Source organism: Betaproteobacteria bacterium (assembly GCA_016713305.1).
Lineage (GTDB): Bacteria > Pseudomonadota > Gammaproteobacteria > Burkholderiales.
Genome location: JADJPK010000004.1, coordinates 679,897 through 706,052 on the forward strand (window position 1 = coordinate 679,897; position 26,156 = coordinate 706,052).

Here is a 26,156-nt window from a genome sequence, read left to right on the forward strand (position 1 = left end):
ACGGGTGTTGCCGTGTCGCAGGAGGAAATCGCACGGTGCTCATGCGAGCCCGGCACGATCGATCGAAGACGCTCCGAGTGTACTGCAACCGCGCTGCGCGGCGGCCGGTGTCAGTCAGTACACGAAGCGCACGTTGTCTGCGCGCAGCCACTCGTGCAGCGAACGCACGAGCTGATCGTCCGGCGTCACGCGCCATTGCTCCCCGAGAAGCAGTTCGCAGCGCGCCTTGCCGTTGCGGTACTCGATGCGGACGGGACACGTGCCCTTGAGATAGGGCGCAAGCAACTTCTTCAATCGGTCCGCGTCGGCCTCGCCGTTCATGCTGAGCCGCAGCCCGCGCGCGAACCGGGCGCGGGCGCCAGCCACGTCGTAGAGTTTTTCGGCGGAGATGCGCAGGCTCGTGCCGCCGTCCCCGTCGTCACCGCCGCGGCGGAAGGCGCGCAGCTTCGCTTCCACCACCAGCACGGCATCTTCGCGCACGATGTCGCGGTACTGGTCGAAGACCTCGCTATACACCGTGATCTCCTGGCTGCCCGTCTCGTCGGACAGCATGAGGACGATCATCCGTCCGCTTTGCGTCTTCTGGAACCGGATGGAATCCACGACGCCTCCCAGGACGACGCCACGGTTGGGCTCGTCCATGGGGGGAGGCGCCAGCCGGGCCAGCGGAGTGCGCACCACGTTGGCGAACTCCGCGCGGTACGCCGTGAACGGATGTCCGCTCAGGTAGAAACCGAGCGCGGTCTTCTCGTGCTGGAGAAGCTCGTGCTCGGTCCACCGGGCATCCACGAGCGCGAGCGCCGGAACGCTGGACTCCGCAGCACCGCCGAACAGGCTCGACTGATTGGCGCTGCGCATCGCCTGTTCCGCCGCACCCAGCGCGATGCCCACCGAAGCGAAGATCCGCGCGCGGTCCTTGTCGATGCTGTCGAACGCGCCTGCCCGCACCAGCGACTCGACGACCCGGCGGTTGACAAGTCTCGTGTCGATGCGGCGGCAGAAGTCGAACAGATCGCGGAACGGACCGCCCTCGCGCCGTGCCGCGAGTATGCTTTCGATCGCGCTCTCGCCCGTTCCCTTCACGGCGCCCAGGCCATAGCGGACACTGCCTCCATCGACCGGCACGAAACGGTACTCGCCGGTGTTGATGTCCGGAGGAAGGATGCGGATGTCGTTCGCCCGCGCATCCTCGTGAAAGAGCTGCACCTTGTCGGTGTCGTCCATCACCGCCGAAAGGTTCGCCGCCATGAAGGCCGCAGGATGATGCGCCTTCATGTAGGCGGTGTGGTAAGCCACCAGCGCATACGCCGCGGCGTGCGACTTGTTGAAGCCGTAGCCCGCGAACTTCTCCATGTAGTCGAAGATCTCGTTCGCCTTGGCCTCGCCGATGCCCTTGGTCGCAGCACCCTCGACGAAGATGGCGCGCTGCTTCGCCATCTCTTCCGGCTTCTTCTTGCCCATCGCGCGGCGCAGCAGATCCGCACCGCCCAGGGAGTACCCGGCGCACACCTGGGCGGCCTGCATCACCTGCTCCTGGTACACCATGATCCCGTAGGTGGGACGAAGAATGGGTTCCAGCAGCGGATGCAGGTATTCGAAGCTGCGCCCGTGCTTGCGGTCGATGAAGTCCGGGATGAGATCCATCGGACCCGGACGGTAGAGCGCGACCAGCGCGATGATGTCCTCGAACCGGTCCGGACGGGCGCGCGTGAGCAGCTCCCGCATTCCGCGCGATTCGAACTGGAACACCGCCGTCGTGTTGCCGGTGGCGAAGACCCGGTAGGCCGCGGCATCGTCGAGCGGCAGCGCCTCGAGTTGCACGTCGGCGGCCGGATCGAGCAGCCGGATGAACCGCAGTGTCCAGTCGAGGATGGTGAGCGTGGTGAGGCCCAGGAAGTCGAACTTGACCAGCCCCGCGGCTTCGACGTCGTCCTTGTCGAACTGCGACACGACGCTGTCCGAACCTTGCTGGCAATACAGCGGACAGAAATCGGTGAGCTTGCCCGGCGCGATCAGAACGCCGCCCGCATGCATGCCGACATTGCGCGTGAGTCCCTCGAGCTGTTCGGCGAGCGCCAGGAGATCGCGCGTCTCCTCCTCGGTCTGCTCGCGCTCCTTGAGCCGCGGCTCCATTTCCCGCGCCATCGCCAGCGTGATGAGCTTGCCGGGCTGGAAGGGAATCAGCTTGGCCAGTTCGTCCGTGCGGTTGTAATTCCACTCCATGACCCGGCCGACGTCGCGCACCACGGCCTTTGCGGCCATCGTTCCGAACGTCGCGATCTGCGAGACGGACTCGGCTCCGTACTTCCGGCGGACGTAGTCGATGACGCGATCGCGCCCGTCCTGGCAGAAGTCCACGTCGAAGTCGGGCATGGACACGCGCTCGGGATTGAGGAAGCGCTCGAACAGCAGGTCGTAGCGCAGCGGGTCGAGGTCCGTGATCCCCAGCACGTAAGCGACCAGCGAGCCCGCGCCGGATCCACGCCCCGGGCCCACCGGCACGCCGTTGCTCTTGGCCCAGTTGATGAAGTCGGCCACGATGAGAAAGTAGCCGGGAAATCCCATCTGCACGATGGTGCGGATCTCGAACTCGAGCCTTTCCCGGTAGACCGCAGCCTTGGCTTCACGCTCCGCCGCATCCGGATACAGGTGTGCGAGCCGCGTCTCCAGACCGGCGAGCGACTGGTCGCGCAGAAACTCCTCCAGACTCTGGCCGGCAGGAGTGGGAAACAACGGCAGCTTGCTCCTGCCCAGTTCCAGAGTGAGGTTGCAGCGCTTCGCGATTTCCACCGTGTTGGCGAGCGCCGCAGGCAGATCCTCGAACAGGGCGGCCATTTCATCGGCCGACTTGAAGTATTGCTGCGGCGTGAAGCGGCGCGGACGGCGCTGGTCGGCAAGGACCTGTCCCTCGGCGATGCACACCCGCGCCTCGTGGGCGGTGAAGTGCTCGGGATCGAGAAACTGGATCGGATGCGTGGCAACAGGCGGCAGACGCAGGTCGGCGGCAATGCGCAGCAGACCGCCTTCCGCGCTCTGCGCCTCGCCATGACCCGCCCGTTGCAACTCGATGTAGAAACGCCCGGGAAACCGCTCGGACCAGTAGGTGGCAAAGCCGCGCGCCCGCTCGTTGTTGCCCGAGAGCACTGCCTGGGCGATGTCACCGGCGGGACCTCCGGACAGCGCGATGAGTCCGGCGGTGCCTTCTTCCTCGAACCACTCCCGCCGCATCTCCGCGCGGCCGCGGTGCTGGTTCTCGCGGTATGCGCGAGTGAGCCAGCGGCACAGGCGCAGGTAGCCGTCCCGATTCTGCACGAGCAGCAGCAGGCGATGCGGCTTGTCGCGGTCCTCGTCGTGGGTGATCCAGCAGTCGAGCCCGAGGACGGGCTTGATTCCCTTGGCTCGTGTGGCCTGATAGAACTTCACCGCGCCGAACAGGTTCGACAGGTCGGTGAGCGCCAGTGCCGGCATGCGGTCGCGGCACGCGCGGGCGACGGCATCGTCGATGCGCACGGCACCGTCGACGACGGAGTACTCGCTGTGAAGGCGAAGGTGGATGAAGCGGGGGTCGGTCATGCCGTCGGCGAGCGGGGGATCATCTGGGATTCTATAACGCCCGGGTCTGCCGGACTCCGGCGCGGAACGACCTCGCAGGCGTTTCGGTCTATGCTTCGACAAGCCGCGGCACGGTCTGTGGGAAGTCTCGCGCGGCAACATCGTTTCCGTCTCGTCCGGGGGAGAACGTTCATGCGCGCCGCGGCCGCCTCATCGATGATCATCGGCATGGTCTGCCTCGCGGCGGCGTGCGCGCACGCGCAGACGCTGTACAAGAACGTCATGCCCGATGGCCGCGTGATCTACTCCGACCAGCCTCTCAAGGGCGCCACGCAATCGAAGGCTCTGGAGTCGCCGCCCCCGCCTTCGGCCGACCAGAAGGCGGCCGCGCAGAAGCGGGCCGACGAGGAGAAACGCAAACGCAACGAGCTGGAGACCCGGCTGGACGCGAGGCGCAAGGCGGCCCAGACGGCCGAGGACCGCGTCACCAGGGCGCGCAAGGCGCTCGAGGATGCCCAGGTCGCGCTCGAGCGGGGCCGCGAACCCCAGCCCGGCGAGATGACCGGCAACGCAGGCGGGGGAGTGCGGCCCAACGAAGCCTACATGCACCGTCAGGCCGAACTCGAACGCAATGTGGAGAACGCGCGGAAGGATCTCGACGACGCCCTGCGGGCCCGCAACGAAACTCGCTGAGGCGCCTCGATGCCACGTGGCCACTCGTGCGGACGGGCGTGACGCCGGTCCCGCCCTCCCGGCCAGGCGCGCCTCGACGCGCGAACTGCCGGCGGCTCGATCGACCCTGCCTCGGAGCAACCGTTCGTTCCGGGGAGGCCTCGGGCATGCGCCCTGAAGTGCGCGCTGCGTGGGTGATGGCCGCGCTCGCGCTCATCTGGGGTTACGCGTGGATCGCCGCCAAGATCGCGCTGGCCTACGCCGGGCCGTTCGATTTCGCCTGGATGCGTGTCGCCGTGGGGACGGTCACGCTGGCGGTGATCGTCGCAGCGTCAGGCCGGCGGCTGTCGCCGATGCCGTGGCGCTCCGTCGCGGTCGTGGGGTGCGTCCAGACCGCGGCCTTCCTGATCTTCAACACCTGGGCTCTGGTGGACAGCGGTCCGGGAAAGACCTCCATCCTTACTTTCACGATGCCGTTCTGGGTGCTGCTGTTCGCGTGGCCCGTGCTGGGCGAGCGCCTGCGAGGCATCCAGTGGCTCGCGATCGCACTCGCGCTATCCGGGCTGACCGCCATCCTGGAACCGTGGGAAATGCAGACTTCGCTCCTGTCGAAGCTGCTGGCGGTGCTGGCCGGAATCTCCTGGGCCGCCGGCGTCGTCTTCGCCAAGCGGCTGCACAACCGCCAAGGCACGGATGCCCTGCAGTTCACGTTCTGGCAGATGCTGGTGGGGCTCGTGCCCATGCTGCTCATCGGTGCCGTCGTTCCGCAGAAGCCTGTCGAGTGGAACGCACCCTTCGTGGCGTGCCTGCTCTTCAGCGGCGTGATCGCCACCGGACTTGGGTGGTACATGTGGCTTTACGTTCTGCACAGACTTCCTGCCGGCACGACCAGCCTGTCGTCGCTCGCCGTGCCTGTCGTGGCCGCCGTCTCGTCTGCCGTGCAGCTGGGCGAGCACCTGCGTCCCGCCGAACTTGCCGGCATGACGACCATCGCTGCGGCCCTCGCCCTGAACGCCTGGCACATCGCAAGGCGCCATCGCCACGATCTGCTCACGGACCAGCCGCCCGACTGATCATTCCAGCCGCCGATTCCCACATCCCCCGACCGTCCCCATGAAGACCGCCGTCTCCCGCTTCGTCCGCATCCGTTCGCTCCGCTACCACGTCCGCACCTGGGGCGAGCCTGCCGATCCGCCCCTGCTGCTGCTGCACGGCTGGATGGACGTGTCGGCCTCGTTCCAGTTCGTGGTCGACGAGCTGCGTCATCGCTGGCACGTCATCGCACCGGACTGGAGGGGCTTCGGATTGAGCGAATGGGCTCCGGACGGCTACTGGTTTCCGGACTATCTCGCCGATCTCGATGTGCTCCTGGATACCTTCTGCTCCCAGGTGCCGGCCGCCGTGGTCGGCCACAGCATGGGGGAAACATCGCCGGGCTCTATGCGGGAATCCGGCCCGAAAGGATCGGAAGACTCGTGCTGGCCGAAGGCTTCGGCATGAAACTCACTGCGCCGGGGCAAGCACCCGATCGGTACGCCCGCTGGCTGGACCAGGGACGCACGCCGGCGGGCTTCACGTCCTACGCCAACCTGTCGGAGGTGGCGGAACGGCTGTGCCGCAACAACCCCCGGCTCACGCCGGAGCGCGCGCGTGTCCTCGCCCCACACTGGGCGGTTCCCCGCGCCGACGGCCGCTGGGTACCGGCGGCCGATCCACGGCACAAGGCCGTCAATCCGGTCCTCTACCGGCAGGAAGAAGCACTGGCCTGCTGGCGCCGCATCACGGCGCCGACGCTCTGGGTGTGGGGCGGAGATCCCGAGTGGATGCGCAATTTCGCAGGAGACGATCCGGCCGACTGGGCCCGCCGGCGCGAAGCGTTCGCACACTTGTCCGAGTGTAGAATCGCCGCAGCCGGACACATGATGCATCAGGACAATCCGGCAGAGTTCGCCCGTGCGATCGAGTCGTTCCTGCGCGAATCCTGACTTCCTGAGCCTTGATCCCTTGGAAATGATCCCCCGATGAACCGCCGTCGATTCGTTCGGCCTCTTCTCCGCCGTTGCCCTCGCAAGCGCAGTCTGCGCCTTCGGGCCTTCGGCCTCTGCGCAGTCTCCCGCCAAACCATCCGTGTACGGATTGCAGGAGGCACGCGAGCTGGTGATGGAACTGCCGGAAGTGAAGGCGTGGCAGGACAAGCGGCGGGAGGAAGCCGCGAAGAAAGAGGGCGGCGGTCCGCCCGCGGGAATTCTCACCGGCCAGCGCGCCGTGAAGGGCGTCAAGCACTGGGCAGTCACCCTGTACGAGAACCCTCAGACAGAAGCCAGACGATGGGCCGTGTTCCTGGTACGGGCCAAGGACGGCAAGATCTTCGTCGAGACGGAACCGGGCAGCGTCCAGACCCTGGAAGCCTGGCGCAAGACCCGCCCGGCGGTCTAGGAAAGATCCCCCCCTTTCCCACGCAGGTCCGGACCTTCCCCGGTTCGCCCCACGGACGTTCGCCGGCGCGGGGATCCGCTCCTGCATTGCCAGGGGTGACGCGCCGCACCATGGCCGCTATCATTCCGCGCCTCGGCTCGGCCGGGACCACAACAAGAATCACGAATGTTCGTCGGCATGCGCTGCAGCACCGGGAGGCCGACGCAGATTAGGAAGGGGTTCGTTCCATGATGGAACTCGTGCGGCTGGCCCTGCGCCGGCCGTACACGGTGGCGGTGCTGTCCCTGCTCGTGCTGTTGCTGGGAGTCCTGGCCGCCACCCGGATGATCGTCGACTTCTTCCCGAAGATCGACATCCCCGTCGTGTTCGTGGGCTGGCAGTACAGCGGCCTCTCGGCCGAGGAGATGGAACGGCGGGTCGTCATCATCTCCGAGCGCGCCTACTCGACCACGGTATCGGGCATCGAGCGCATCGAGTCCTCCTGCATTCCCGGCGTGGGCATGGTGAAGGTGTTCTTCCATCCCGGAATGGACATCGGCGCGGCCATCGCCCAGATCAACGCCATCAACGGCACCGTCCTGCGCATCCTGCCGCCGGGCATCTCTCCGCCCGTGATCGTCCGGTACAACCCGGCAACGGTGCCCATCGTCAATCTGACGTTCTCGAGCAAGACCTTGCCCGAGGGTCGCATGTTCGACCACGCGTTCAACTTCGTGCGCGTGAAGCTCTTCACGATTCCCGGCCTCCAGGTGCCCGCGCCCTTCGGCGGCCGGCTGCGGCAGATCTCGGTCGACCTGAATCCCACGCTGATGACCGCCAAGGGCGTGTCGCCCAACGACGTGGTCCAGGCCATCCAGAACTACAACCTGCTCATCCCGTCGGGCACGGCCCGAATCGGCAGCATCGACTACAACGTGCTCATGAATTCGAGCCCGGCCACGGTGGACGACTTCAACAGGATTCCGCTCAAGGTGATGGGCCGGGTTCCCGTGTCGGTCGGCGACGTGGCCAAGGTGGAGGACGGCTTTGCGGTCCAGAACAACATCGTCCACGTCGACGGCCGCCGCGCCACCTACCTCACGATCCTGAAGCATGCGGATGCCTCCAGCCTGAAGGTGGTGGATGGCGTGCGGGAACTGCTCGGCGAAATCAAGGCAGGCGCCAACGCAGCAGGTCTGGAGGACATGGAGCTCTCTCTGGACGTGGACCAGTCCAAGTTCGTGCGCGCCGCCATCCGGAACGTGACTTACGAAGCCGTGCTGGCCTCCGTACTCGTCTCGTTGATGATCCTGCTGTTCCTGGGCAGCTGGCGAAACACGATCGTCGTGATCACGTCCATTCCCTGCGCGATGTTCGCGGGGGTGATCCTGCTCTACCTCACCGGCAACACGATCAACCTCATGACCCTGGGCGGCCTGGCCCTGGCCACGGGCATCCTGGTCGACGATGCCACGGTGGCGGTGGAGAACATCCATCGGCACCGCTCCCTCGGACAGCCGCTGATGGTCGCCATCCTGGACGGCTCGCGCGAGGTGGCGCTCCCCCGGACCATGGCCACGCTGGCCATCTGCATCGTGTTCTTCCCGGTGTCGTTCCTCTACGGCGCGTCCAAGTATCTGTTCGTGCCCCTGGCGCTCTCGGTGGTGTTCTCGCTGCTCGCGTCGTACATCCTGTCGTTCACCCTGGTGCCGATGCTGTCCCGGCTGCTGCTGGTGCACGAGCACGTGGATCACGAGCAGGGCGGCCGGGGCTGGTTCGCGCGCTTCAACGCGGGCCGCGACCGCATCATCGACGGTCTGACATCGTTCTACGGCGGCATCCTCACCATGGTGATGAGCCACCGCCTGTTCATGATGGCGATCGTCGTGGTGTTCGGCGGATTGAGTCTTGCCCTGGTGAAAGTGACGGGCACCGATTTCTTCCCCACGCCGGACGTGGGCATCATGAAGCTGCACTTCCGCGCACCCATCGGCACCCGGATCGAGGAATCCGAGAAGTTGGTCCTCCAGGTGCAGGACGAGATCCGCAAGCTGGTTCCGGAGAAGGAACTCGATCGCATCCACGACATGGTAGGCGTGCCCATCTTCTTCAATCTGGCGCTGGTGCCCACGGACAACGTGAGCGGCATGGACGCCGAGATCGTGATCCTGCTCAAGGCGCCCCACAAGCCGGTCGAGCACTACATGCGCGAGATCCGGCGTCAGATTCCGCCGAAGTTCCCCGGCTCCGACTTCTACTTCCAGAACGCCGACATCGTCTCGCAGGTGCTCAACTTCGGCCTGCCGGCGCCCATCGACATCCAGGTCCAGGATGCGAACTTCGAGCGTGCCCAGGGCTACGCCTCGCGCGTGAAGCGCGCGATCGAGGAAACGCCCGGCGCGGTCGACGTCCGCCAGATGCAGGTGCTCAACTATCCCGCGCTCAAGGTGGACGTGGACCGGATGCGCGCCGCCCGCATGGGCCTCACCCAGCGAGACGTGGCGACGAGCGCCCTGGTGAGCCTGTCTTCCAGCGCGATCATCAGCCCCTCGTATTTTCTGAACCCCAACGGCGTGAACTACACGGTATCCGTCCAGACGCCGCCGGAACGCATCTCGAGCGTGGAAGCCCTGATGGCGACGCCCATCACGCCGGTCGTGAGTTCCATCGCCGTGCCTTCCCGCGAGCGCCGGCTCGGCGACGTTCCGGGCGCTCCTGTCGTGGCGCTCGGCAACGTGGCCTCGGTGAAACCCGAACTGAGCTATCAGTCGGTTTCCCACTACACCGTCCAGCGCGTGATCGACATTGCGGCGAACGTGGACGGGCGCGATCTCGGCAGCACGGTGAAGGCCATCCAGAAGAAGATCGCCGAGATCACTTCGGAGAAGAACTTCCCCAAGACGGCCAAGATCGTCACGCGCGGCCAGTACGAGGTGATGATGTCTTCCTTCGAGAGCCTGCTGCTGGGCCTCGTGCTGGCGGTCATCCTCGTCTACGCGCTGCTGGTGATGCTGTTCCAGTCATGGACGGACCCCTTCATCATCATGATGGCCGTGCCGGGTGCGCTGATCGGCATCCTGTGGATGCTGGTCGTCACGGGCACCACGCTCAACGTGATGTCGCTCATGGGAGCGATCATGGCGGTGGGCATCGGTGTGTCCAACTCGATCCTGGTCGTCAGCTTCGCCAACGACTAACGCGTCGAGCACCCGGGGGTGAACGTGATCTCCGCGGCCATCGAGGCCGGCAAGACACGGCTGCGCCCCGTACTGATGACGGCCGCCGCGATGATCATCGGCATGATTCCCATGGCCATGGGGCTGGGCGAGGCGGGCGAGCAGAACGCGCCGCTGGGCCGTGCCGTCATCGGCGGTCTCGTCCTTGCCACCGTGTCGACACTGTTCGTCGTTCCCGTCGTCTACACACTGATGCGCCGGCGCATGCCCACCCTGCACGCGCTGGACGACCGCTTCGAGCGCGAATCCCGCGGCGAAGTCATTCCGGAGTAAGAGCCATGTCGGGCTTCCAGCAACGCTCGTTCGCTGCCTTCTACGTGATCGGCGCCGTCTTGATCGGCGGCGCCGGCCTGTTCACCTGGAAATATTTCAAGGGCCAGGAAGCCGCGGAACAGGAACAAGCAAAGGTCCGGGTTGCGCAACTGGCCGCCGGTCCGAGCGTGACGGTCGCCAAGGCTCAGCGCGGCCCCAACGTCAGAAAGCTGAACCTGGTCGGCGAGGCGCTTCCCTATCAATCCACCACCGTCTTCAGCAAGGTGAGCGGCTATCTCTCCCGGATCACCGTGGACGTCGGCGACGTGGTCAAGGCCGGGCAGCTCATCGCGGAGATCCAGGCGCCGGAGATCGACGCCCAGATCGCCACCATCGCGACCGGGCTGGAGAACAAGGTGCGCCTTGCCCAGCGCACGCGTGAGCTGACCCAGGCCGGATTCTTTTCGCAACAGGCGTCGGACAACGCCGAGAACGACGTGCGCGTCGCCCGCTCGCAGATATCGGAGCTGCGCACTCTCGGCGGCTATCGGCTGGTGAAGGCGCCCTTCAGCGGCGTGGTCGTCAATCGCTATGCCGACGTGGGCGCCATGGTGACGAACGCCGCGGCAAACCAGACGGCAGCGCTGCCGTTGGTCACCATCGCCGACGCCTCTCGTCTCAAGGTGACGGTGTTCGCGGAGCAGGCCGACGCGCCTTCCGTCAAGCCCGGCCTGGAAGTGGAGATCGTCGATGCGTCCGCGCCCGAGCGGAAGGTCCAGGGCAAGGTGACGCGGGTGTCGGGAGAATTGGACGCGCGCACACGGACGCGGCGCACGGAGGTGGAATTCGACAACGCGAACGGCGACTTCGTACCGGGGAGCTTCGTCAACGTGGCGGTGCTGATACCGGCGACGTCCTATATCGAAGTGCCGGCGGGCGCCCTCGTCACGCGCGACAAGAAGACCTGGGTCGCGACCGTGGACGGCAGCAAGACAGCCCATTTTGTGCCCATTGCGATCGCGGGCACGGACGGCAAGGTGCTCAGGATCGCCAGCGGGCTGGAGGAAGGCACTCCGGTCATCGTGAGCCCGCCCGCCAGCCTGGCGGACGGAGGGAAGGTCGATCCCCAGCAGCCTCCTGGTTCGCCCGGGGCAGGGGCGCCGGCCAAGTCGGCCGCGCCTGAACCCGGAAAGTCACCCGCCAAGTAGACCGGCTGGACCGGCGCCCGCCTGTCCGGGCCACCGGCCGTTCCCTGTTCAGGACGCCGCGGTGTCGTCCAGATCGGGCAGCGTGCGAAGCAGGATCTTGCGCCAGGCGTCGGTCGTGGCCGCTTCCGGAAGCGTCATCGCCATGTCCGTGGCACCGCTCTCGCTGGCCAGCGCACCGACGGTCGCCTCGGCACCCTGTTGCAGATAGGGTCCGGCTCCCGCGCCGCCGAGATGCACGGTGGCCACACCGGCCAGGGCGGCCGCCAACAACAGCTGGTTCTCGCTCATGTTTCCACTCCTCGTTCTGCAGGCCGTCCGGCGAATTTCCGCCTGGGCCGTCGCTCGCAACCGCGTTGTAGCGGTTCTGTGTGACGCCCGATCGTGATTCGTGACGCCCTGTGGTCTCCTTTACGTACTCCGACGAGAGCCGGATGTGTGCCAGGGGCCTCCCGCCGCGCAGAAATCTTCATTTCAGAGAGACTTCCGGATCGGGAGACCGCATGCCGTCTGCAGATCCGGTGACGCGGGTGCGCGCCCATGCGTCACTGAGTGGCATTGTCAGCAGCAAACGTGCTGGGACCCAATAGCACAATGCACATAGACGCCGGCCGGAGGAGCCGGCCGGCGGGATGTCAGCGGAGGAAGTCCAGCAAGGCCCGATGAAACACGAACCGCCCTTGCTGCAAGTGCAGCATGTGCCCGCCGTCCGGAACGACGACATACCGCTTTTCCGGGTGGGGCAGCAGCGAAAAGAAGGGAATCAGACCCGGAACGTCCGCGACGTCGTCGAACTGGCCGTGAATGATCAGTACCGGCACCGCAAGCTGGCGCGGATCGACCATCGGCATGCGGGTCGCCATGTCCACCTGAGGGCCATTCGGGGTCTGCGGCTCCGCCTGAGCGGCCGCTTGCGCGAACGCCGCTTGCACGGCGGGATCCGTGCATCCGTCCGGTGTCTGCGAATGGAACCGGCCGGTCCACGCGCCCGGCGCGATGGTGCGATAGGGACTTGCCCGGAACGCATCAATGCCTGCCCTGCGGCGGACGAGGTCGGGACTGTCCGCATGCATCTGCGCGTAGCTGACGAATCGAGCCACGCTGTCCGGATGCGCTGCGACGAACAGTCCGGCGTACTGCGTTCCCCAGGACCACGCGACCACGGCAACGCGCCCGACGCCGCGCAGCCGCCGGACGTGCTCGACGACCGTGTGGAGATCCTCCGCCGCCTGTGCGGTCGTCACACCTTCGGCCGGCCGGGCCGAGCGCCCGAACCCGCGCACATCGGGTGCGAACACGTCGTAGCCTGCGTCGGCCAGCACGTCCATGAGGCTGACGCCGGCCGTGTCCTTCACCTGCAGGTCGAAGCTCTCCCTGCCGGACGAGCCGGAGCCGTGGGCGAGGACCACCACCGGCCGATCGGCACAGGGTGCGGTGCATTTTTCCCAGACATGCAGAGGTCCTGCGGACGATTCCACCCGGTGTGACATGCCCGCGAACGCCGCGCAGGGCAGGGACACGATCGCCGCGACCGCTGCAAGCCAGGCTCGAATGCCGGTGCCCGGCCGCGCCCGGCCGTGCCCTTCGCTTCTCCTTTCGTTCACTCGTTCAGACGCCATAGCGTCGCAGCCCCGCAGGATCGGTCACCGTGATGCCTCCGTATTCCACGCGCAGGAGCCCCGCCTGCTCCAGCGTCCCCAGCGATTGGTTGGCCCGTTGCCGCGAAACGCCGACCAGAAGGGCCAGTTCGGCCTGGGAGATGGCGAGCCGCGGTCCGTTGCCCGGATAGAGCGTCGGATTGAAGAGGTCCGCGATGGTGCGCGCCATGCGGGCGTCGGGGTCCAGCAGCCTTTCGTATTCGACCATCCCGATGAACTGCGCCAGCCGCTCGTTCAACTGGACCAGAAGATAGCGGTTGAACGGAATGCTGGAATCCAGCAGCCATTCGAACGTCGTCGCGCGGCAGCCGGGCAATGGTGCAGGCGGACAGCGCGACGCCGTCGTACTTGCGGGTCTCGTGCTTGAGGAGCGAGCCTTCGCCGAACCACCCGCCCGGCGGAACGCCGGTGAAGGTCATCGTGCGGCCATCCGCGGCGGTGCTGGAAAGCTTGACGAGCCCGCCCAGCACTCCGATCCAGTGCTCGACCTCCTCGCCCTTGCGCACCACCGATCCGCCGGACGCAACCTGTTGCGTCGCAATATCGCTCTCCACGCGGCGCACCTGCTCCGGTGTCAGAACATCCATCCAGCGGGCGTGCAGGCGAAGCGAATCGGCTGGGCTCATGAGATTGTCGTCGTGTTGACAACCTAAGTCTGCCCGACTTTGCTACCCTCGGTCACCGATTTCCGGACCTGTCCTGCCAGAGAGCTACCGGAAGCGTCCCCACATCCAAGGGAGGAGTTTCGCTTGTCCGCTTCCACCTCACCGGCCTGCGCCGGGCCCGAGGAAACGTTTCCGCGCCTGCTGCTCGAGCATGCCCGTCTGCGAGGCGGGCGCACGGCCATACGCGAGAAGGACCTCGGCATCTGGCTGTCGTGGACCTGGTCGCAGGTGGCCGACCAGGTGCGCTCGATCGCCTGCGGACTCGCGGCGCTGGGATTTCAACGCGGACAGACCATCGCAGTCATTGGCGACAACCGGCCCCGCCTGTACTGGACGATGATGGCGGCGCAGTGTCTGGGCGGGATTCCCGTTCCCCTCTACCAGGACGCGGTCGCGCAGGAAATGCTGTTCGTGCTGGACAACGCGCAGATCGAGTTCGCGGTCGTGGAAGACCAGGAGCAGGTGGACAAGCTGCTGGAGATCCTGCCCGCCTCGGGCAGGCTGCGCCACATCGTCTACGACGACACGCGCGGCCTTCGCAATTACACCGAGCGGCAACTGCTTTCCTTCGACACGCTCCAGACCAAGGGCCGCGAATACGGCGCAGCGCATCCTGAATTCCTGGACGCGGAGATCGCGAAGGGCCGCAGCGACGACATCGCGGTGATGCTGTACACCTCCGGCACGACGGGAAGCCCCAAGGGGGTGTGCCAGACCCACGGGTCGCTGATCGCCGCGTCGCGCGGGGACATCGCCTTCGATGGCTTCGGCCCGGACGACGAGATCCTTTCGTACCTGCCCATGGCGTGGGTGGGCGATCACCTGTTCTCGTACGCCCAGGCGCTGGTCGCGGGTTTTTGCGTGAACTGCCCGGAGTCCAGCGAGACCGTGATGACCGATCTGCGGGAGATCGGCCCGACGTACTACTTCGCACCCCCGCGCGTGTTCGAGAACCTGCTCACCCAGGTGATGATCCGGATGGAAGACGCCGCGCCGTTCAAGCAGCGGCTCTTCGCGTATTTCATGGCCGTCGCGCGCCGGTGCGGAGCGAAGATCCTGGACGGCAGGGCCGCGGAGGTGCCCTTTTCCGACCGGCTGCTCTACCTGCTGGGAGATCTTTCGATCTACGGGCCACTGCGCAACGTGCTGGGCATGTCGCGCATCCGCGTCGCCTACACCGGCGGCGCGGCGATCGGTCCCGACCTGTTCGACTTCTACCGCTCGCTGGGAATCAACCTCAAGCAGCTGTACGGGCAGACCGAGACGAGCGTCTACGTCTGCAAGCAGCCCAACGGCGAGGTGAAGCTCGACACGGTCGGCAAGCCGCTGCCGGGCGTCCAGATCCGCATCGCGGACAGCGGCGAGGTGCAGGTGCGCACGCCCGGAATGCTCAAGGAGTACTTCAAGCGTCCCGACGCCACGGCGGAATCCATCTCGCCGGATGGCTGGTTTCTCACGGGAGACGCCGGCTTCTTCGACGACGACGGCCACCTCAAGATCATCGACCGTGCCAAGGACGTGGGCCGGCTCTCCGACGGAACGCTGTTCGCGCCCCAGTACATCGAGAACAAGCTGAAGTTCTTCCCGCACGTGAAGGAAGCCGTCGCCTTCGGCCATGGACGCGACCGGTGCTGCGCATTCATCAACGTGGATCTCGGTTCGGTGGGCAACTGGGCGGAACGCCGCGGCATCGCGTATTCGGGCTACACCGATCTCGCGCAGAAGGATCAGGTGTACGCGCTCATCCAGGAGTGCGTGGAGAAGGTCAACGCCGACCTGGCCCACGACGCACAGCTGAGCGGTTCGCAGGTCCGGCGCTTCCTCATCCTGCACAAGGAACTGGATGCGGACGACGGCGAACTCACGCGCACGCGCAAGGTGCGGCGCGGGTTCATCGCCGAGAAGTACCAGACGCTGGTGGACGCCCTCTATGGCGACGATCACCACTGCGAGATCGAGGCGGAGGTGAAGTTCGAGGACGGGCGCAAGGGCACGCTGCGGGCAGACATCAGGATCGCCGAGGCCCGCGTGTTCGATGCGGCCGGCAGTCCGCGGAAGGCCGCGTGATGGAACACGCGCACCACCCGGGCCGGCGCATCGGCGGGCCCATTCTCTCCGTGCAGAACATCTCGCTCGCGTTCGGCGGCGTGAAGGCGCTCACCGACATCAGCTTCGACGTGCGGGCGCACGAGATCCGCGCCATCATCGGGCCGAACGGCGCCGGCAAGAGTTCCATGCTGAACTGCATCAACGGCGTCTACCGGCCGCAGCAGGGCACCATCCGCTTCGACGGGCAGACGTTCCAGCGCATGGCTCCGCACAAGGCGGCGTCAATGGGCATCGCCCGCACCTTCCAGAACATCGCGCTGTTCAAGGGCATGAGTGTGCTGGACAACATCATGACCGGCCGCAATCTGCGCATGCGCACGAATCTGCTGCTGCAGGCGCTGTACGTGGGGCCGAACCGGCGCGAGGAACTCGAGCACCGCGAGCAGGTGGAGCGGATCATCGACTTCCTGCAGATCGAACCGGTCCGCAAGACGCCCGTGGGCCGGCTGCCGTACGGCGTGCAGAAGCGCGTGGAGCTGGGCAGGGCGCTTGCCGCGGAACCCCGGCTGCTGCTGCTGGACGAGCCCATGGCCGGCATGAACATCGAGGAGAAACAGGACATGTGCCGCTTCATCCTCGACGTGAACGACGAGTTCGGCACGACCATCGTCCTGATCGAGCACGACATGGGCGTGGTCATGGACATCTCCGACCGGGTCGTCGTGCTGGACTACGGCAAGAAGATCGGCGACGGCACGCCGCAGGACGTGCGCGGCAACCAGGCGGTGATCGACGCGTATCTGGGAGTGACCCACTGATGGTTGCTGCCACGACCCTCTTCGTCGCAACCGTTCGCTGCGCAGCGGCAGCCGCTCCGGCCTGTGCCCCGTGTACGCAGCGGTTGCGGATCGATCCGGCGGATCGCCCGCGCGCATTGCTTTCCCCGAGGCTTGCTTGAACATCCAGTTCTTCTTCGAGGTGCTGATCGGCGGCCTGCTCGCGGGCGTGATGTACTCGCTCGTGGCGCTGGGATTCGTGCTGATCTACAAGGCCTCGGGCGTATTCAATTTCGCCCAGGGCGCCATGGTCTTCTTCGCGGCACTGACGTACGTCGGCCTGCAGGAGAAGTTCGGGCTGCCGGGATGGGCCGTGTTCCTCCTCACGCTGGGAGTGATGATCGGGCTGGGCATCGCCATCGAGAAGGTGGTGCTGCGGCCCCTGGTGAATCAGCCGCAGATCACGCTGTTCATGGCGACGATCGGACTCGCCTTCTTCATCGAGGGCATGGCGCAGATCATCTGGGGAACGGAGGTCCGGCGTCTTGACCTGGGCATCGAGGACGAGCCGATCGAGTCGGTGATGGAGCGCTTCAACCTTCTCGTGAGCAAGTTCGATCTCATCGCCGCGCTGGTCGCGGGCGTTCTGGTCGGCGTGCTGGCGGTGTTCTTCAACAAGACCCGCATCGGACGCGCGCTGCGCGCCGTGGCCGACGATCACCAGGCAGCCCTCGCGGTGGGCATCCCGTTGAAGCAGATCTGGGCGATCGTCTGGTCCGTGGCCGGCTTCGTGGCACTCGTGGCGGGATTGATGTGGGGCGCGAGAAACGGCGTGCAGTTCGCTCTCACTTTCGTGGCGCTGAAGGCGCTGCCCGTGCTGATCCTGGGCGGTTTCGAATCCGTGCTGGGCGCGATCGTGGGCGGCCTCATCATCGGCGCCGCCGAGAAGCTGGCCGAGGTGTATCTCGGTCCCATGATCGGCGGCGGCATCGAGGGATGGTTCGCCTATGTGCTCGCGCTGCTGTTCCTGCTCGTGCGTCCCGAAGGGATGTTCGGGGAACGGCACATCGACAGGGTATAGACGTGTACCAGACCCGAGACCCTGGACCCGAGACCCTGGACCCCAGTCCCGAACAGCGGAACCGCGGGACGGCAGCCGTGCGCATGGGGGGCCGTGGAGAACAGTGTCCGCAGCCTTCGGCTGCGACCGGACTCCCTTCGGGGCCCGGGACCGGGGATTAGGGACGACGACCGATGTTCTACAGAGAATCCGGCCAGTTCAAGACCAGCTACGCTGCCGACCAGCAGCTCTTTCCGATCCTGCAGGACAGGATCGGCGTGCTGCTCCTGCTGGCCGTCGCACTCGTCGCCGTGCCGCTCGTGGCGAGCGGCTACTGGCTCACCGCGATCCTCATCCCCTTCCTCGTGTTCTCGCTGGCGACCCTGGGTCTCAACATCCTCACCGGCTACGCAGGGCAGTTGTCGCTGGGGACCGCAGCGTTCATGGCAGTGGGCGCGGTGGCGGCGTACAACTTCCAGCTCCGCGTTCCGGGCATTCCCATCCTCGTGTCCTTCGCGCTGGGCGGCGTCACGGCCGCGATGGTCGGCGTGCTCTTCGGCCTGCCGAGCCTGCGGATCAAGGGGTTCTATCTCGCGGTCGCCACGCTCGCCGCCCAGTTCTTCGTTCCGTGGCTCCTGGTGAAGGTGGGCTGGTTCTCGAACTACAGCGCCTCGGGGGTCATCGCCGCGCAGCCGGTCGTGATCGCGGGATACGAATTCGCGACACCCGAGGCGAAGTACCTGCTGGTCCTGGCCGTGGTCTCCCTGATGGCGCTGGCCGCGAAGAATCTCGTGCGCAGTTCCATCGGCAGGGCGTGGATGGCCGTGCGGGACATGGACGTCGCCGCAGAGGTGATCGGCATCCGCATCATGCGCACGAAGCTCGTCGCATTCGCCGTGAGCTCCTTCTATTGCGGCGTGGCCGGAGCCCTGTACGCGTTCGCCTACCTGGGCAACGTGGAGCCCGACGGGTTCAATCTCGATCTGTCGTTCCGCATCCTGTTCATGGTCATCATCGGCGGTGTCGGCAGCATCATGGGATCGTTCCTGGGCGCCGCCTTCATCACGCTCCTGCCCATCCTGCTGGACGTGGCGCTCACCGAAGGCGCGGCGGCGCTGGAACTGAATCTGCCGTCGGGGATGACCTCGATGGCGCAGCTGGTCGTGTTCGGCGGGCTCATCGTCTTCTTCCTCGTGGTCGAGCCCCACGGACTGGCGCGGCTGTGGCAGATCGGCAAGGAGAAGTTGCGGCTGTGGCCGTTCCCGCACTGACGCGGACCCGGCCCCGGACGGGGGCTGGCACTGTAGGCCGATCGGCGTCAACGGACGAAGGGCAGAGGATCGTTTAGGACAACAGGGTCCGTTCGAGACGGGCGTTCCTGCAAACATTCCTGAAGGAGGATGAGGATCATGGATTGGAAGAAGACTCTGGCCGGTCTGATCGCAGGCCTGGCTTGCGCCGCGGCAGCAGTTCCGTCCCTGGCGCAGCAGGCCGGGACCCAGTTCATCGGCATCACGGGATACCGGGTCGGGCCCTACGGCGCCAACGGCGCGGCGTTCTTCGGCGGGTTCATCGACTACCTCCAGCTCGTGAACGAGCGCGACGGCGGGGTGAACGGCGTAAAGCTGTCGTGGGAGGAGTGCGAGACCGAGTACAACAACGCCAAGGGCGTCGAGTGCTACGAGCGCCTCAAGACCAAGACGGCCACGGGTCCCACGGCGATCCATCCCATGTCCACCGGCATCACCTACGCCCTCATCGACAAGGCGCCGACAGACAAGATCCCGCTCATCACGTTCGGCTATGGCCGTACGGACGCCACCGATGGCCGCGTCTTTCCGTGGGTGTTCCCGCTGATGTCGAACTACTGGGATGCCGCGACCGGCATCGTGCGCTTCATCCGCGACAAGGAAGGCGGATCCGACGCGAGCCTGAAGGGCAAGAAGATCGTGCTTCTGTACCACGATTCGGCCTATGGCAAGGAGCCGCACGCGGTCATGGAAGCCGAAGCGAAGAAGCTGGGTTTCGAGCTCAAGATGATCCCGGTGCCCCATCCCGGCAACGAGCAGCAGTCCCAGTGGCTGCAGATCCGGCAGTACCGTCCCGACTGGGTCGTGCTTTGGGGGTGGGGCGTGATGACGGCCACCTCGCTGCAGACCGCGCAGAAAGTGGGCTTCCCCCGCGAGAAGATCGTGGGCAACTGGTGGGCGGGATCCGAGATCGACACCGAAGCCGCCGGTCCTGCCGCCACCGGTTACTACGCCGCAAGCCTGAATCTGGGCGGCAAGGGTTTCCCCGTAGTGCAGGAGATCGAGAAGGTCGTCTACGGCAAGGGCAAGGGCAACGGCAACCCCAAGCTGATCGGCACCGTGCTGTGGAACCGGGGCGTCGCGGCCGGCATGTTCACGGTCGAGGCCGTCCGCAAGGCGCAGGAGAAGTTCGGCAAGAAGCCGGTGAGCGGCGAACAGGTCCGCTGGGGCATCGAGAATCTGGACATCAACGCAGGCCGCCTCAAGTCGCTCGGATTCAACACGATGCTGCCGCCCATCAAGGTGACCTGCCAGGACCACGGCGGATCCGGACAGGTCCGGTTCCAGCAATGGTCCGGCACGGAATGGAAAGCGGTGTCCGACTGGATGAAGGGAGACGCCGCGATGGTGCGCAAGATGATCGAGGATTCCGCGGCGAAGTACGCGGCCGAGAAGGGTTTCAAACCGGCATGTCTCTGAGCACCACGGCGGCGCGCGATGCGGCTCTCCCGCTGGAGGCCGCAGGGGGGCAGGCCGCCCGGTACCTTATCTGACCGGAAGATCGCACCGTGCTTTCCATCAACAACATCGAAGTCATCTACGACCACGTGATCCTGGTCCTCAAGGGCGTGTCACTGACCGTCCCGGAGGGCAGGATCGTGGCGCTGCTGGGCGCGAACGGCGCGGGCAAGACGACGACGCTGAAGGCGATCTCCAACCTGCTGCGCTCGGAACGCGGCGACGTGACCAAGGGATCCATCGAGTACCGGAGCGAGCGCATCGACCAGCTGAGCCCCTCGGAACTCGTGCGGCGGGGAGTCGTGCAGGTGATGGAAGGACGCCACTGCTTTCAGCACCTGACCGTGGAGGAGAACCTGCTCACCGGCGCCTTCACGCGTTCCGGTTCGCGGGGCGAAATCGCCGCCGATCTCGAGAAGGTGTACACGTACTTCCCCCGGCTCAAGGTGCGCCGCAAGAGCCAGGCGGGATACACCTCCGGGGGGGAACAGCAGATGACCGCCGTGGGTCGCGCTCTGATGGCGCGCCCCAGCATGATTCTCCTGGACGAACCCTCCATGGGCCTCGCCCCGCAGGTGGTCGAGGAGATCTTCGAGATCGTGAAGGGCCTGAACGCGCGCGAGAACGTGAGCTTCCTCCTCGCCGAGCAGAACACGATGGTGGCGCTGCGTTACGCGGACTACGGCTACATCCTCGAGAACGGGCGTGTCGTGATGGAAGGCGACGCCCAGGACCTGCGCAGCAACGAGGACGTCAAGGAGTTCTACCTGGGCCTGTCCTCGTCCGGCCGCAAGAGCTTCCGCGAAGCGAAGCACTATCGTCGCCGCAAGCGCTGGTTGGCGTGAAAGTCCGCGGTGTCTCCCTTTTTCACTGCACCGCTGGGCCGGCCTCCGCGCGTGATTCCCGGTGGGAGCTGACGGCAAGACCGACTCGCCACCCCTAGCAGGCCCACTTCAGGACGCATCCCCATGAGCCGCCATCTGGACGATCTGGAAACCCGCCCACCCGAGGTCCGCGAGCGGGCACTTTTCAAGCAGCTCCGCGACCAGCTGGAGAATGCGAAGAGAAGTCCGATCTCATGGCGTTGCAGAAGGCCGACATGCCGTTCGGAGGCCTCACCGCGACTCCGATGTCGCGCCTGGCGCGCGTGTTCGCCTCTCCCGGACCGATCTACGACCCGCAGGGCGACAAGAAGGACTACTGGGGATTCGCGCGTGCCCTGTACGCGGCAGGTTTTCGTGAAGGCGACCTGGTGCACAACACGTTCTCGTACCACTTCACCCCGGCCGGATTCATGATGGATCTCGCTGCCCAGGCCATCGGCTGCCCCGTGTTTCCGGCAGGGGTGGGTCAGACGGAATTGCAGGTCCAGGCCATCGCCGACCTGAAGCCGGTCTGCTATACGGGCACGCCGTCGTTCCTGCGCATCATTCTCGAGAAGGCCGACGAGATGAAGGCCGACGTCTCCAGCCTCAAGCGGGCGGCCGTGAGTGGAGAGGCGTTCCTGCCACCGGTGCGCCAGCTCCTCGCCGACCGGGGCATCGCGGGGTACCAGAGCTACGGCACGGCGGATCTGGGACTGGTCGCGTACGAGACCGAGGCCCGCGAAGGTCTGGTGGTGGACGAAGGCGTGATCGTCGAGATCGTCCGGCCGGGGACGGGCGATCCGGTGCCGGACGGCGAAGTGGGCGAAGTCGTGGTCACGGCGCTCACGCCCGAGTATCCGCTCATCCGGTTCGCGACCGGCGACCTGTCGGCCGTGCTGCCCGGAGCGAGCCCGTGCGGGCGCACCAGCATGCGGATCAAGGGGTGGATGGGGCGCGCGGATCAGACGACCAAGGTGAAAGGGATGTTCGTGCATCCGTCCCAGGTGGCCGAGATCGTCCGCCGGCATCCGGAGATCGTCCGCGCCCGTCTCGTCGTCTCGCACGACGCAGGCACCAACGACGTGATGACGCTGCATTGCGAATCGCCTTCCGCGGCCGCACCGCTCGTGGCAGCAGTCGAGTCCACCCTCCGCGACGTCTGCAAACTGCGCGGCGACGTGCAGGTGGCGGCGCCGGGCACCCTGCCCAACGACGGCAAGGTGATCGAGGATCGCCGCCGGTACGACTGACACAGGCGTCCCCAGCACAGCGGCCCGCTTCGGGGCCGCACCCTCTGTGTTCGGCAGACCCTGTCCAGCCCGCCGGACCGACCCCGCGTCGGCAAGAAATTTCCCTGCCGCGCCATAAAGCTTTTCCCCTGCGGGCCGATCTGTCATCCTCGACAGCAAGCATGGCGGCCCTCGTCTGGCAGGACAGTTTCGCCCCCAGCAGCAGCCTCACAGACCCAGGAACCCGTCTTGAGCGCAAATCAGACCGGCCATGCGCCGCCAACGCATCGGCCCGAATCGATCAGTCCCGCATCCGAAGCCCGCCGCATCGCGGCGATCTACGCGGTCGTCGCGGCCACATGGATTTTTGCCAGTGACTGGGTGGTCGAACGGCTCGTGACGGATCCCCACGCTCACGTCGTCGTGCAGACCCTCAAGGGGTGGCTGTTCGTGCTCGTCACGACCGTGATGCTGGCTGTCCTCGTAAGGAACATGGCCAGGCGTATCGCGGCCAGCCAGGAAGAGCAACGGATCCTCTTTCGAACGATCCCGGAACCGGTCTGGTTCAAGAGCCCGGAAGGTGTCTATCTCGCCTGCAATCGTTCCGTCGAATCGGTACTGGGAGTCCCGGAGACCCGCATCATCGGCCGGACCGATGCCGATTTCCTGAGCCCCGAGATCGCCGACCAGTTCCGGCGGAGCGATCTCGAAGCCGTGCGAAGCGGCCAGACCTTCATGGTCCGCGAATGGATGGGCGAAGGCGACGGCGCGGTGCTGTTTGAAACCATCAAGACGCCGGTGTTCGATGCCTCGGGCCGTCTGAAAGGCGTTCTCGGCGCCGCCCGGGATGTCACGGCGTTCCACCGGGCGGAAGCCGGCTTGAGGGAGCGGGTGACGCTGCAAGAGCAGCTGGAGCGGATCGCCCAGGCGGTGCCCGGCGTGCTGTGTTCCTTCCGGCTCGATGCCTCCGGCAAGGCATCGTTTCCCTATGCAAGCCCGCAGTTCTTCAATCTCTACGGCTTGCACGCCGAAGAGGTCGCCGAGGATGCGGGACCGCTGTTCGCGCGCGTCCACGCCGACGACATGGGACACGTCAACGAGAGCATCCGCCAGTCGGCGCAGACGATGACTCCGTGGCGCGACGAGTTCCGCTACCACCATCCGGACCGCGGAGAGCGCTGGATAGACGGGTACTCCCTGCCTGTCGCCCAGCCCGACGCCAGCATCGTGTGGCACGGTTTCGTCACGGACATCACCGACCGGCGGCGCGAGCAGGATTCGCTGCGTGCCAGCGAGGAACGGCTGGCAATGGCGCTCTCGTCGTCGGGAATGGGCGTCTGGGAATGGGACCTCGAGACGAACAAGGCGACGGCCTCGCCGGAGGCGCTCGCCATGGTCGGTCTCGAGAATTATGGCGGCGACTTCGACGAATTCGCGCGGCTCATCCATCCGGACGATGCCGGCTGGGTGATCGAGCGGATGAAAAGCGCCCTGGAGTCCAGGACCGACTTCAGCGCGGAATACCGGGTGGTCCGCCCGGGTGGCGAAATCCGCTGGATCGCCGACTTCGGCCGCGGCGTCTACGACGAGGCGGGAAAGGCACGGCGCATGATCGGCGTCGGCCAGGACGCGACCGAGCGCAAGGTGGCCGAGGTGAAGCTGCGCGACAGCGAAGCCTCCAACCGGGCCGTGCTCAATTCCATGCATGCCCAGATCGCGGTGCTGGACCGCAACGGTGTCATCGTGAGCGTCAACGACGCGTGGCAGCGGTTCGCGCGGGAGAACGCCGGGGAGGACGGCGTCTGTCCCATCCGGCCCGGGGTGGGCAGCAACTATCCGGTGCTCTGCCGCGCCTTCGCCGCCGGACGGCCGAACGACGCGGCGGCCATCGTCGACGGCCTGCGATCGGTCCTGAGCGGTGTTTCCCAGGGTTTCCAGATGGAGTACGTCTGCCCCTCGCCAAGCTCCGAGCATTCGTACGTGATGACCGTCACACCCCTGTCCGTATCCGGTGGGGGTGCGGTCGTGGCACACGCCGACATCACCGACAGAGTGAGGGCCGACGCAGCCGTGCGCAGCAGCGAACAGCGGTTCCGCATGGTCGTGCATTCCGCTCCGACCGGACTCCTGCTGGTGGACCGCTCCGGGACGATCACGCTGGCCAACGCGGAGACGGAACACATCTTCGGTTACGCCCCGGGCGAACTCGTGGGCTCCAGCATCGAGCAGCTGGTCCCGGACACTCACGCCGCCGCGCATTCGCAACTGCGCAGCGAATTCACGGCAGCCCCCGTCGTCAGACGCATGGGCCAGGGGCGGGCTTCGATGAAGGCCCGCAGATCCTGGTGTTCGTGCTGGACATCACCGAACGCCGCCGCAACGAGAAGGAACTGGAACGGCACCGCCACCATCTGGAGGAGCTGGTCGAGGAACGCACCGTGCAGCTGCACCAGGCGAACAACGATCTCTCCAAGCGGGCGGCAGAAGTCGCCGATCTGTACAACAACGCGCCGTGCGGATATCACTCGCTCAACGCCGACGCGCGCTTCATTGCCATCAACGACACCGAGCTTTCCTGGCTCGGGTACTCGAGATCCGAAGTGATCGGACGGCTCCGGTTCACCGACGTTCTGGTTCCCGACGACCGCTCGAGATTCGAAGAGAACTTCGAGCGCTTCAAGGCCGCGGGAGACGTGTTCAATCTGGAGTACGAATTCCTGCGCAAGGACGGATTCCGCTTCCCCGTGATGCTGAGCGCGAGCGCGGTCAGGGACGCGAGCGGCAAGCTGGTCGGAACCCGCACGACCGTGTTCGACAACAGCGAACGGAAGGCGCGCGAACGGCAGATCGCGGCGTTGAATGCCGCGCTCGAAACGCGCGCGCTGGAAGCCGAGACCGCGAACCGCGCCAAGAGCACGTTCCTCGCGAACATGAGCCACGAGATCCGCACGCCGATGAACGCCATCATCGGCCTCACGCATCTGTTGCAGCGCGACGTCCAGGGCCCGGCGCCCAGGGAGAAGCTGCAGAAGGTCGCAGGCGCCGCGAACCATCTGCTGGCGATCATCAACGACATCCTCGACCTGTCGAAGATCGAAGCGGGCAAACTGGTCCTGGAAGAGGGCGTGATCGACCTGCGGAAGATGCTCGACAACGTGCAGGCGCTGATAGCCCAGCGTGTCGAGGACAAGGGGCTCATGCTGAGCGTCGAACTGCCGGCCGAACTTGCGCGTACCTTCCGCGGGGACGAGACGCGCCTGCGGCAGATCCTCCTCAACTACCTCAGCAATGCGATCAAGTTCACGCACCAGGGCCGGATCACCATCGCGGTGTCGGTGGTCGAGGAACTGGACGAGCAGACGGTGATGTCGTTCGCCGTGAGCGACACGGGCATCGGCCTGTCATCCGAGCAGCGCGACCGGCTGTTCGCCGATTTCGTCCAGGCGGATGCGTCGACAACCCGCGAATACGGCGGTACGGGACTCGGACTCGCGATCAGCCGGCGGCTGGCGAATCTCATGGGCGGCAACGTCGGGGTGGAATCGAAACTGGGCGAAGGCAGCACCTTCTGGTTCACCGCCCGGCTGGGGAGGATCTCGGGCGAATCGCTCGACCGTCACGCCGGAACCGTCCAGGACGCTGCAGGCGCCGATCCGGACGCTCGGCCGGAAGACGTGCTCATGGCGCGGTACCGCGGCGTTCGAATCCTCCTGGCCGAGGACAACCCGATCAACCAGGAAGTCGCTCTGGAAC

Annotated in this window: 16 protein-coding genes and 5 pseudogenes; 17 read left to right on the forward strand and 4 right to left on the reverse strand. The window is 66.1% G+C overall.

The genetic code is table 11. The features are described 5' to 3' along the window. Positions 1-114: 114 nt before the first annotated feature. Positions 115-3,573, reverse strand: coding sequence for a DNA polymerase III subunit alpha (dnaE, locus tag IPK20_03920; protein MBK8015939.1), 3,459 nt, complete (start codon positions 3,571-3,573; stop codon positions 115-117). 171 nt (positions 3,574-3,744) lie between these two features. On the opposite strand from dnaE, the gene IPK20_03925 reads away from it, so the two are divergent. The 7 genes and pseudogenes from IPK20_03925 to IPK20_03955 all read left to right on the forward strand — a co-directional run bounded on the left by IPK20_03925 (position 3,745) and on the right by IPK20_03955 (position 11,335). Then, positions 3,745-4,245: a DUF4124 domain-containing protein gene (locus IPK20_03925; protein MBK8015940.1), complete on the forward strand. Its 501-nt coding sequence runs from the start codon at positions 3,745-3,747 to the stop codon at positions 4,243-4,245. Between the two features lie 146 nt (positions 4,246-4,391). After that, positions 4,392-5,297 (forward strand): EamA family transporter, encoded by a 906-nt coding sequence (locus IPK20_03930; protein MBK8015941.1) that lies wholly within the window; start codon positions 4,392-4,394, stop codon positions 5,295-5,297. Positions 5,298-5,337: 40 nt separating this feature from the next. After that, a pseudogene (locus tag IPK20_03935) lies at positions 5,338-6,209 on the forward strand (alpha/beta hydrolase). Positions 6,210-6,351: 142 nt separating this feature from the next. Next, complete coding sequence (locus tag IPK20_03940; GenBank protein ID MBK8015942.1) at positions 6,352-6,660, forward strand: hypothetical protein; 309 nt, start codon at positions 6,352-6,354, stop codon at positions 6,658-6,660. A gap of 227 nt (positions 6,661-6,887) precedes the next feature. Beyond that, positions 6,888-9,836: an efflux RND transporter permease subunit gene (locus IPK20_03945; protein MBK8015943.1), complete on the forward strand. Its 2,949-nt coding sequence runs from the start codon at positions 6,888-6,890 to the stop codon at positions 9,834-9,836. Between the two features lie 18 nt (positions 9,837-9,854). Continuing rightward, positions 9,855-10,148, forward strand: a complete 294-nt coding sequence (locus IPK20_03950) for an efflux RND transporter permease subunit (protein MBK8015944.1) — start codon at positions 9,855-9,857, stop codon at positions 10,146-10,148. A gap of 5 nt (positions 10,149-10,153) precedes the next feature. Next, entirely contained in the window at positions 10,154-11,335 is a 1,182-nt protein-coding gene (locus tag IPK20_03955) for an efflux RND transporter periplasmic adaptor subunit (protein ID MBK8015945.1), read from the forward strand. Positions 11,336-11,383: 48 nt separating this feature from the next. On the opposite strand, the gene IPK20_03960 is transcribed toward IPK20_03955, so the two are convergent. The 3 genes and pseudogenes from IPK20_03960 to IPK20_03970 all read right to left on the reverse strand — a co-directional run bounded on the left by IPK20_03960 (position 11,384) and on the right by IPK20_03970 (position 13,616). Beyond that, positions 11,384-11,623: a hypothetical protein gene (locus tag IPK20_03960; protein MBK8015946.1), complete on the reverse strand. Its 240-nt coding sequence runs from the start codon at positions 11,621-11,623 to the stop codon at positions 11,384-11,386. Positions 11,624-11,967: 344 nt separating this feature from the next. After that, positions 11,968-12,936: an alpha/beta fold hydrolase gene (locus tag IPK20_03965; GenBank protein MBK8015947.1), complete on the reverse strand. Its 969-nt coding sequence runs from the start codon at positions 12,934-12,936 to the stop codon at positions 11,968-11,970. Positions 12,937-12,940: 4 nt separating this feature from the next. Further along, positions 12,941-13,616: pseudogene (locus IPK20_03970) on the reverse strand (Crp/Fnr family transcriptional regulator). Positions 13,617-13,739: 123 nt separating this feature from the next. On the opposite strand from IPK20_03970, the gene IPK20_03975 reads away from it, so the two are divergent. The 10 genes and pseudogenes from IPK20_03975 to IPK20_04020 all read left to right on the forward strand — a co-directional run bounded on the left by IPK20_03975 (position 13,740) and on the right by IPK20_04020 (position 25,990). Then, the gene (locus tag IPK20_03975; protein MBK8015948.1) at positions 13,740-15,722 is read left to right on the forward strand and encodes an AMP-binding protein; all 1,983 of its coding nucleotides are present in this window, start codon (positions 13,740-13,742) and stop codon (positions 15,720-15,722) included. Beyond that, entirely contained in the window at positions 15,722-16,522 is an 801-nt protein-coding gene (locus tag IPK20_03980; protein ID MBK8015949.1) for an ABC transporter ATP-binding protein, read from the forward strand. The genes IPK20_03975 and IPK20_03980 overlap by 1 nt, the downstream gene beginning before the upstream one ends. Positions 16,523-16,664: 142 nt before the next feature. Further along, on the forward strand, positions 16,665-17,561 hold the full coding sequence (locus IPK20_03985; protein MBK8015950.1) for a branched-chain amino acid ABC transporter permease: 897 nt from the start codon (positions 16,665-16,667) through the stop codon (positions 17,559-17,561). A 173-nt stretch (positions 17,562-17,734) separates the two neighbouring features. Further along, a complete protein-coding gene (locus IPK20_03990) occupies positions 17,735-18,811 on the forward strand; it encodes a branched-chain amino acid ABC transporter permease (protein MBK8015951.1) in 1,077 nt (358 codons plus the stop codon). A 129-nt stretch (positions 18,812-18,940) separates the two neighbouring features. Continuing rightward, positions 18,941-20,269, forward strand: a complete 1,329-nt coding sequence (locus IPK20_03995; protein MBK8015952.1) for an ABC transporter substrate-binding protein — start codon at positions 18,941-18,943, stop codon at positions 20,267-20,269. Between the two features lie 89 nt (positions 20,270-20,358). Further along, complete coding sequence (locus tag IPK20_04000; GenBank protein MBK8015953.1) at positions 20,359-21,153, forward strand: ABC transporter ATP-binding protein; 795 nt, start codon at positions 20,359-20,361, stop codon at positions 21,151-21,153. Between the two features lie 123 nt (positions 21,154-21,276). Then, a pseudogene (locus IPK20_04005) lies at positions 21,277-22,424 on the forward strand (AMP-binding protein). 228 nt (positions 22,425-22,652) lie between these two features. Continuing rightward, positions 22,653-25,007: a PAS domain S-box protein gene (locus IPK20_04010; GenBank protein MBK8015954.1), complete on the forward strand. Its 2,355-nt coding sequence runs from the start codon at positions 22,653-22,655 to the stop codon at positions 25,005-25,007. Positions 25,008-25,150: 143 nt separating this feature from the next. Further along, a pseudogene (locus IPK20_04015) lies at positions 25,151-25,507 on the forward strand (hybrid sensor histidine kinase/response regulator). Positions 25,508-25,546: 39 nt separating this feature from the next. After that, positions 25,547-25,990: pseudogene (locus IPK20_04020) on the forward strand (hybrid sensor histidine kinase/response regulator). Positions 25,991-26,156: the final 166 nt, after the last annotated feature.

Bases quoted from the DNA above. Each gene is read 5' to 3' on its own strand.
- dnaE (MBK8015939.1), bottom strand. From the start codon at position 3,573: ATGACCGACCCCCGCTTCATCCACCTTCGCCTTCACAGCGAGTACTCC.
- IPK20_03925 (MBK8015940.1), top strand. From the start codon at position 3,745: ATGCGCGCCGCGGCCGCCTCATCGATGATCATCGGCATGGTCTGCCTC.
- IPK20_03930 (MBK8015941.1), top strand. From the start codon at position 4,392: ATGCGCCCTGAAGTGCGCGCTGCGTGGGTGATGGCCGCGCTCGCGCTC.
- IPK20_03945 (MBK8015943.1), top strand. From the start codon at position 6,888: ATGATGGAACTCGTGCGGCTGGCCCTGCGCCGGCCGTACACGGTGGCG.
- IPK20_03955 (MBK8015945.1), top strand. From the start codon at position 10,154: ATGTCGGGCTTCCAGCAACGCTCGTTCGCTGCCTTCTACGTGATCGGC.
- IPK20_03960 (MBK8015946.1), bottom strand. From the start codon at position 11,623: ATGAGCGAGAACCAGCTGTTGTTGGCGGCCGCCCTGGCCGGTGTGGCC.
- IPK20_03980 (MBK8015949.1), top strand. From the start codon at position 15,722: ATGGAACACGCGCACCACCCGGGCCGGCGCATCGGCGGGCCCATTCTC.
- IPK20_03990 (MBK8015951.1), top strand. From the start codon at position 17,735: ATGTTCTACAGAGAATCCGGCCAGTTCAAGACCAGCTACGCTGCCGAC.
- IPK20_03995 (MBK8015952.1), top strand. From the start codon at position 18,941: ATGAGGATCATGGATTGGAAGAAGACTCTGGCCGGTCTGATCGCAGGC.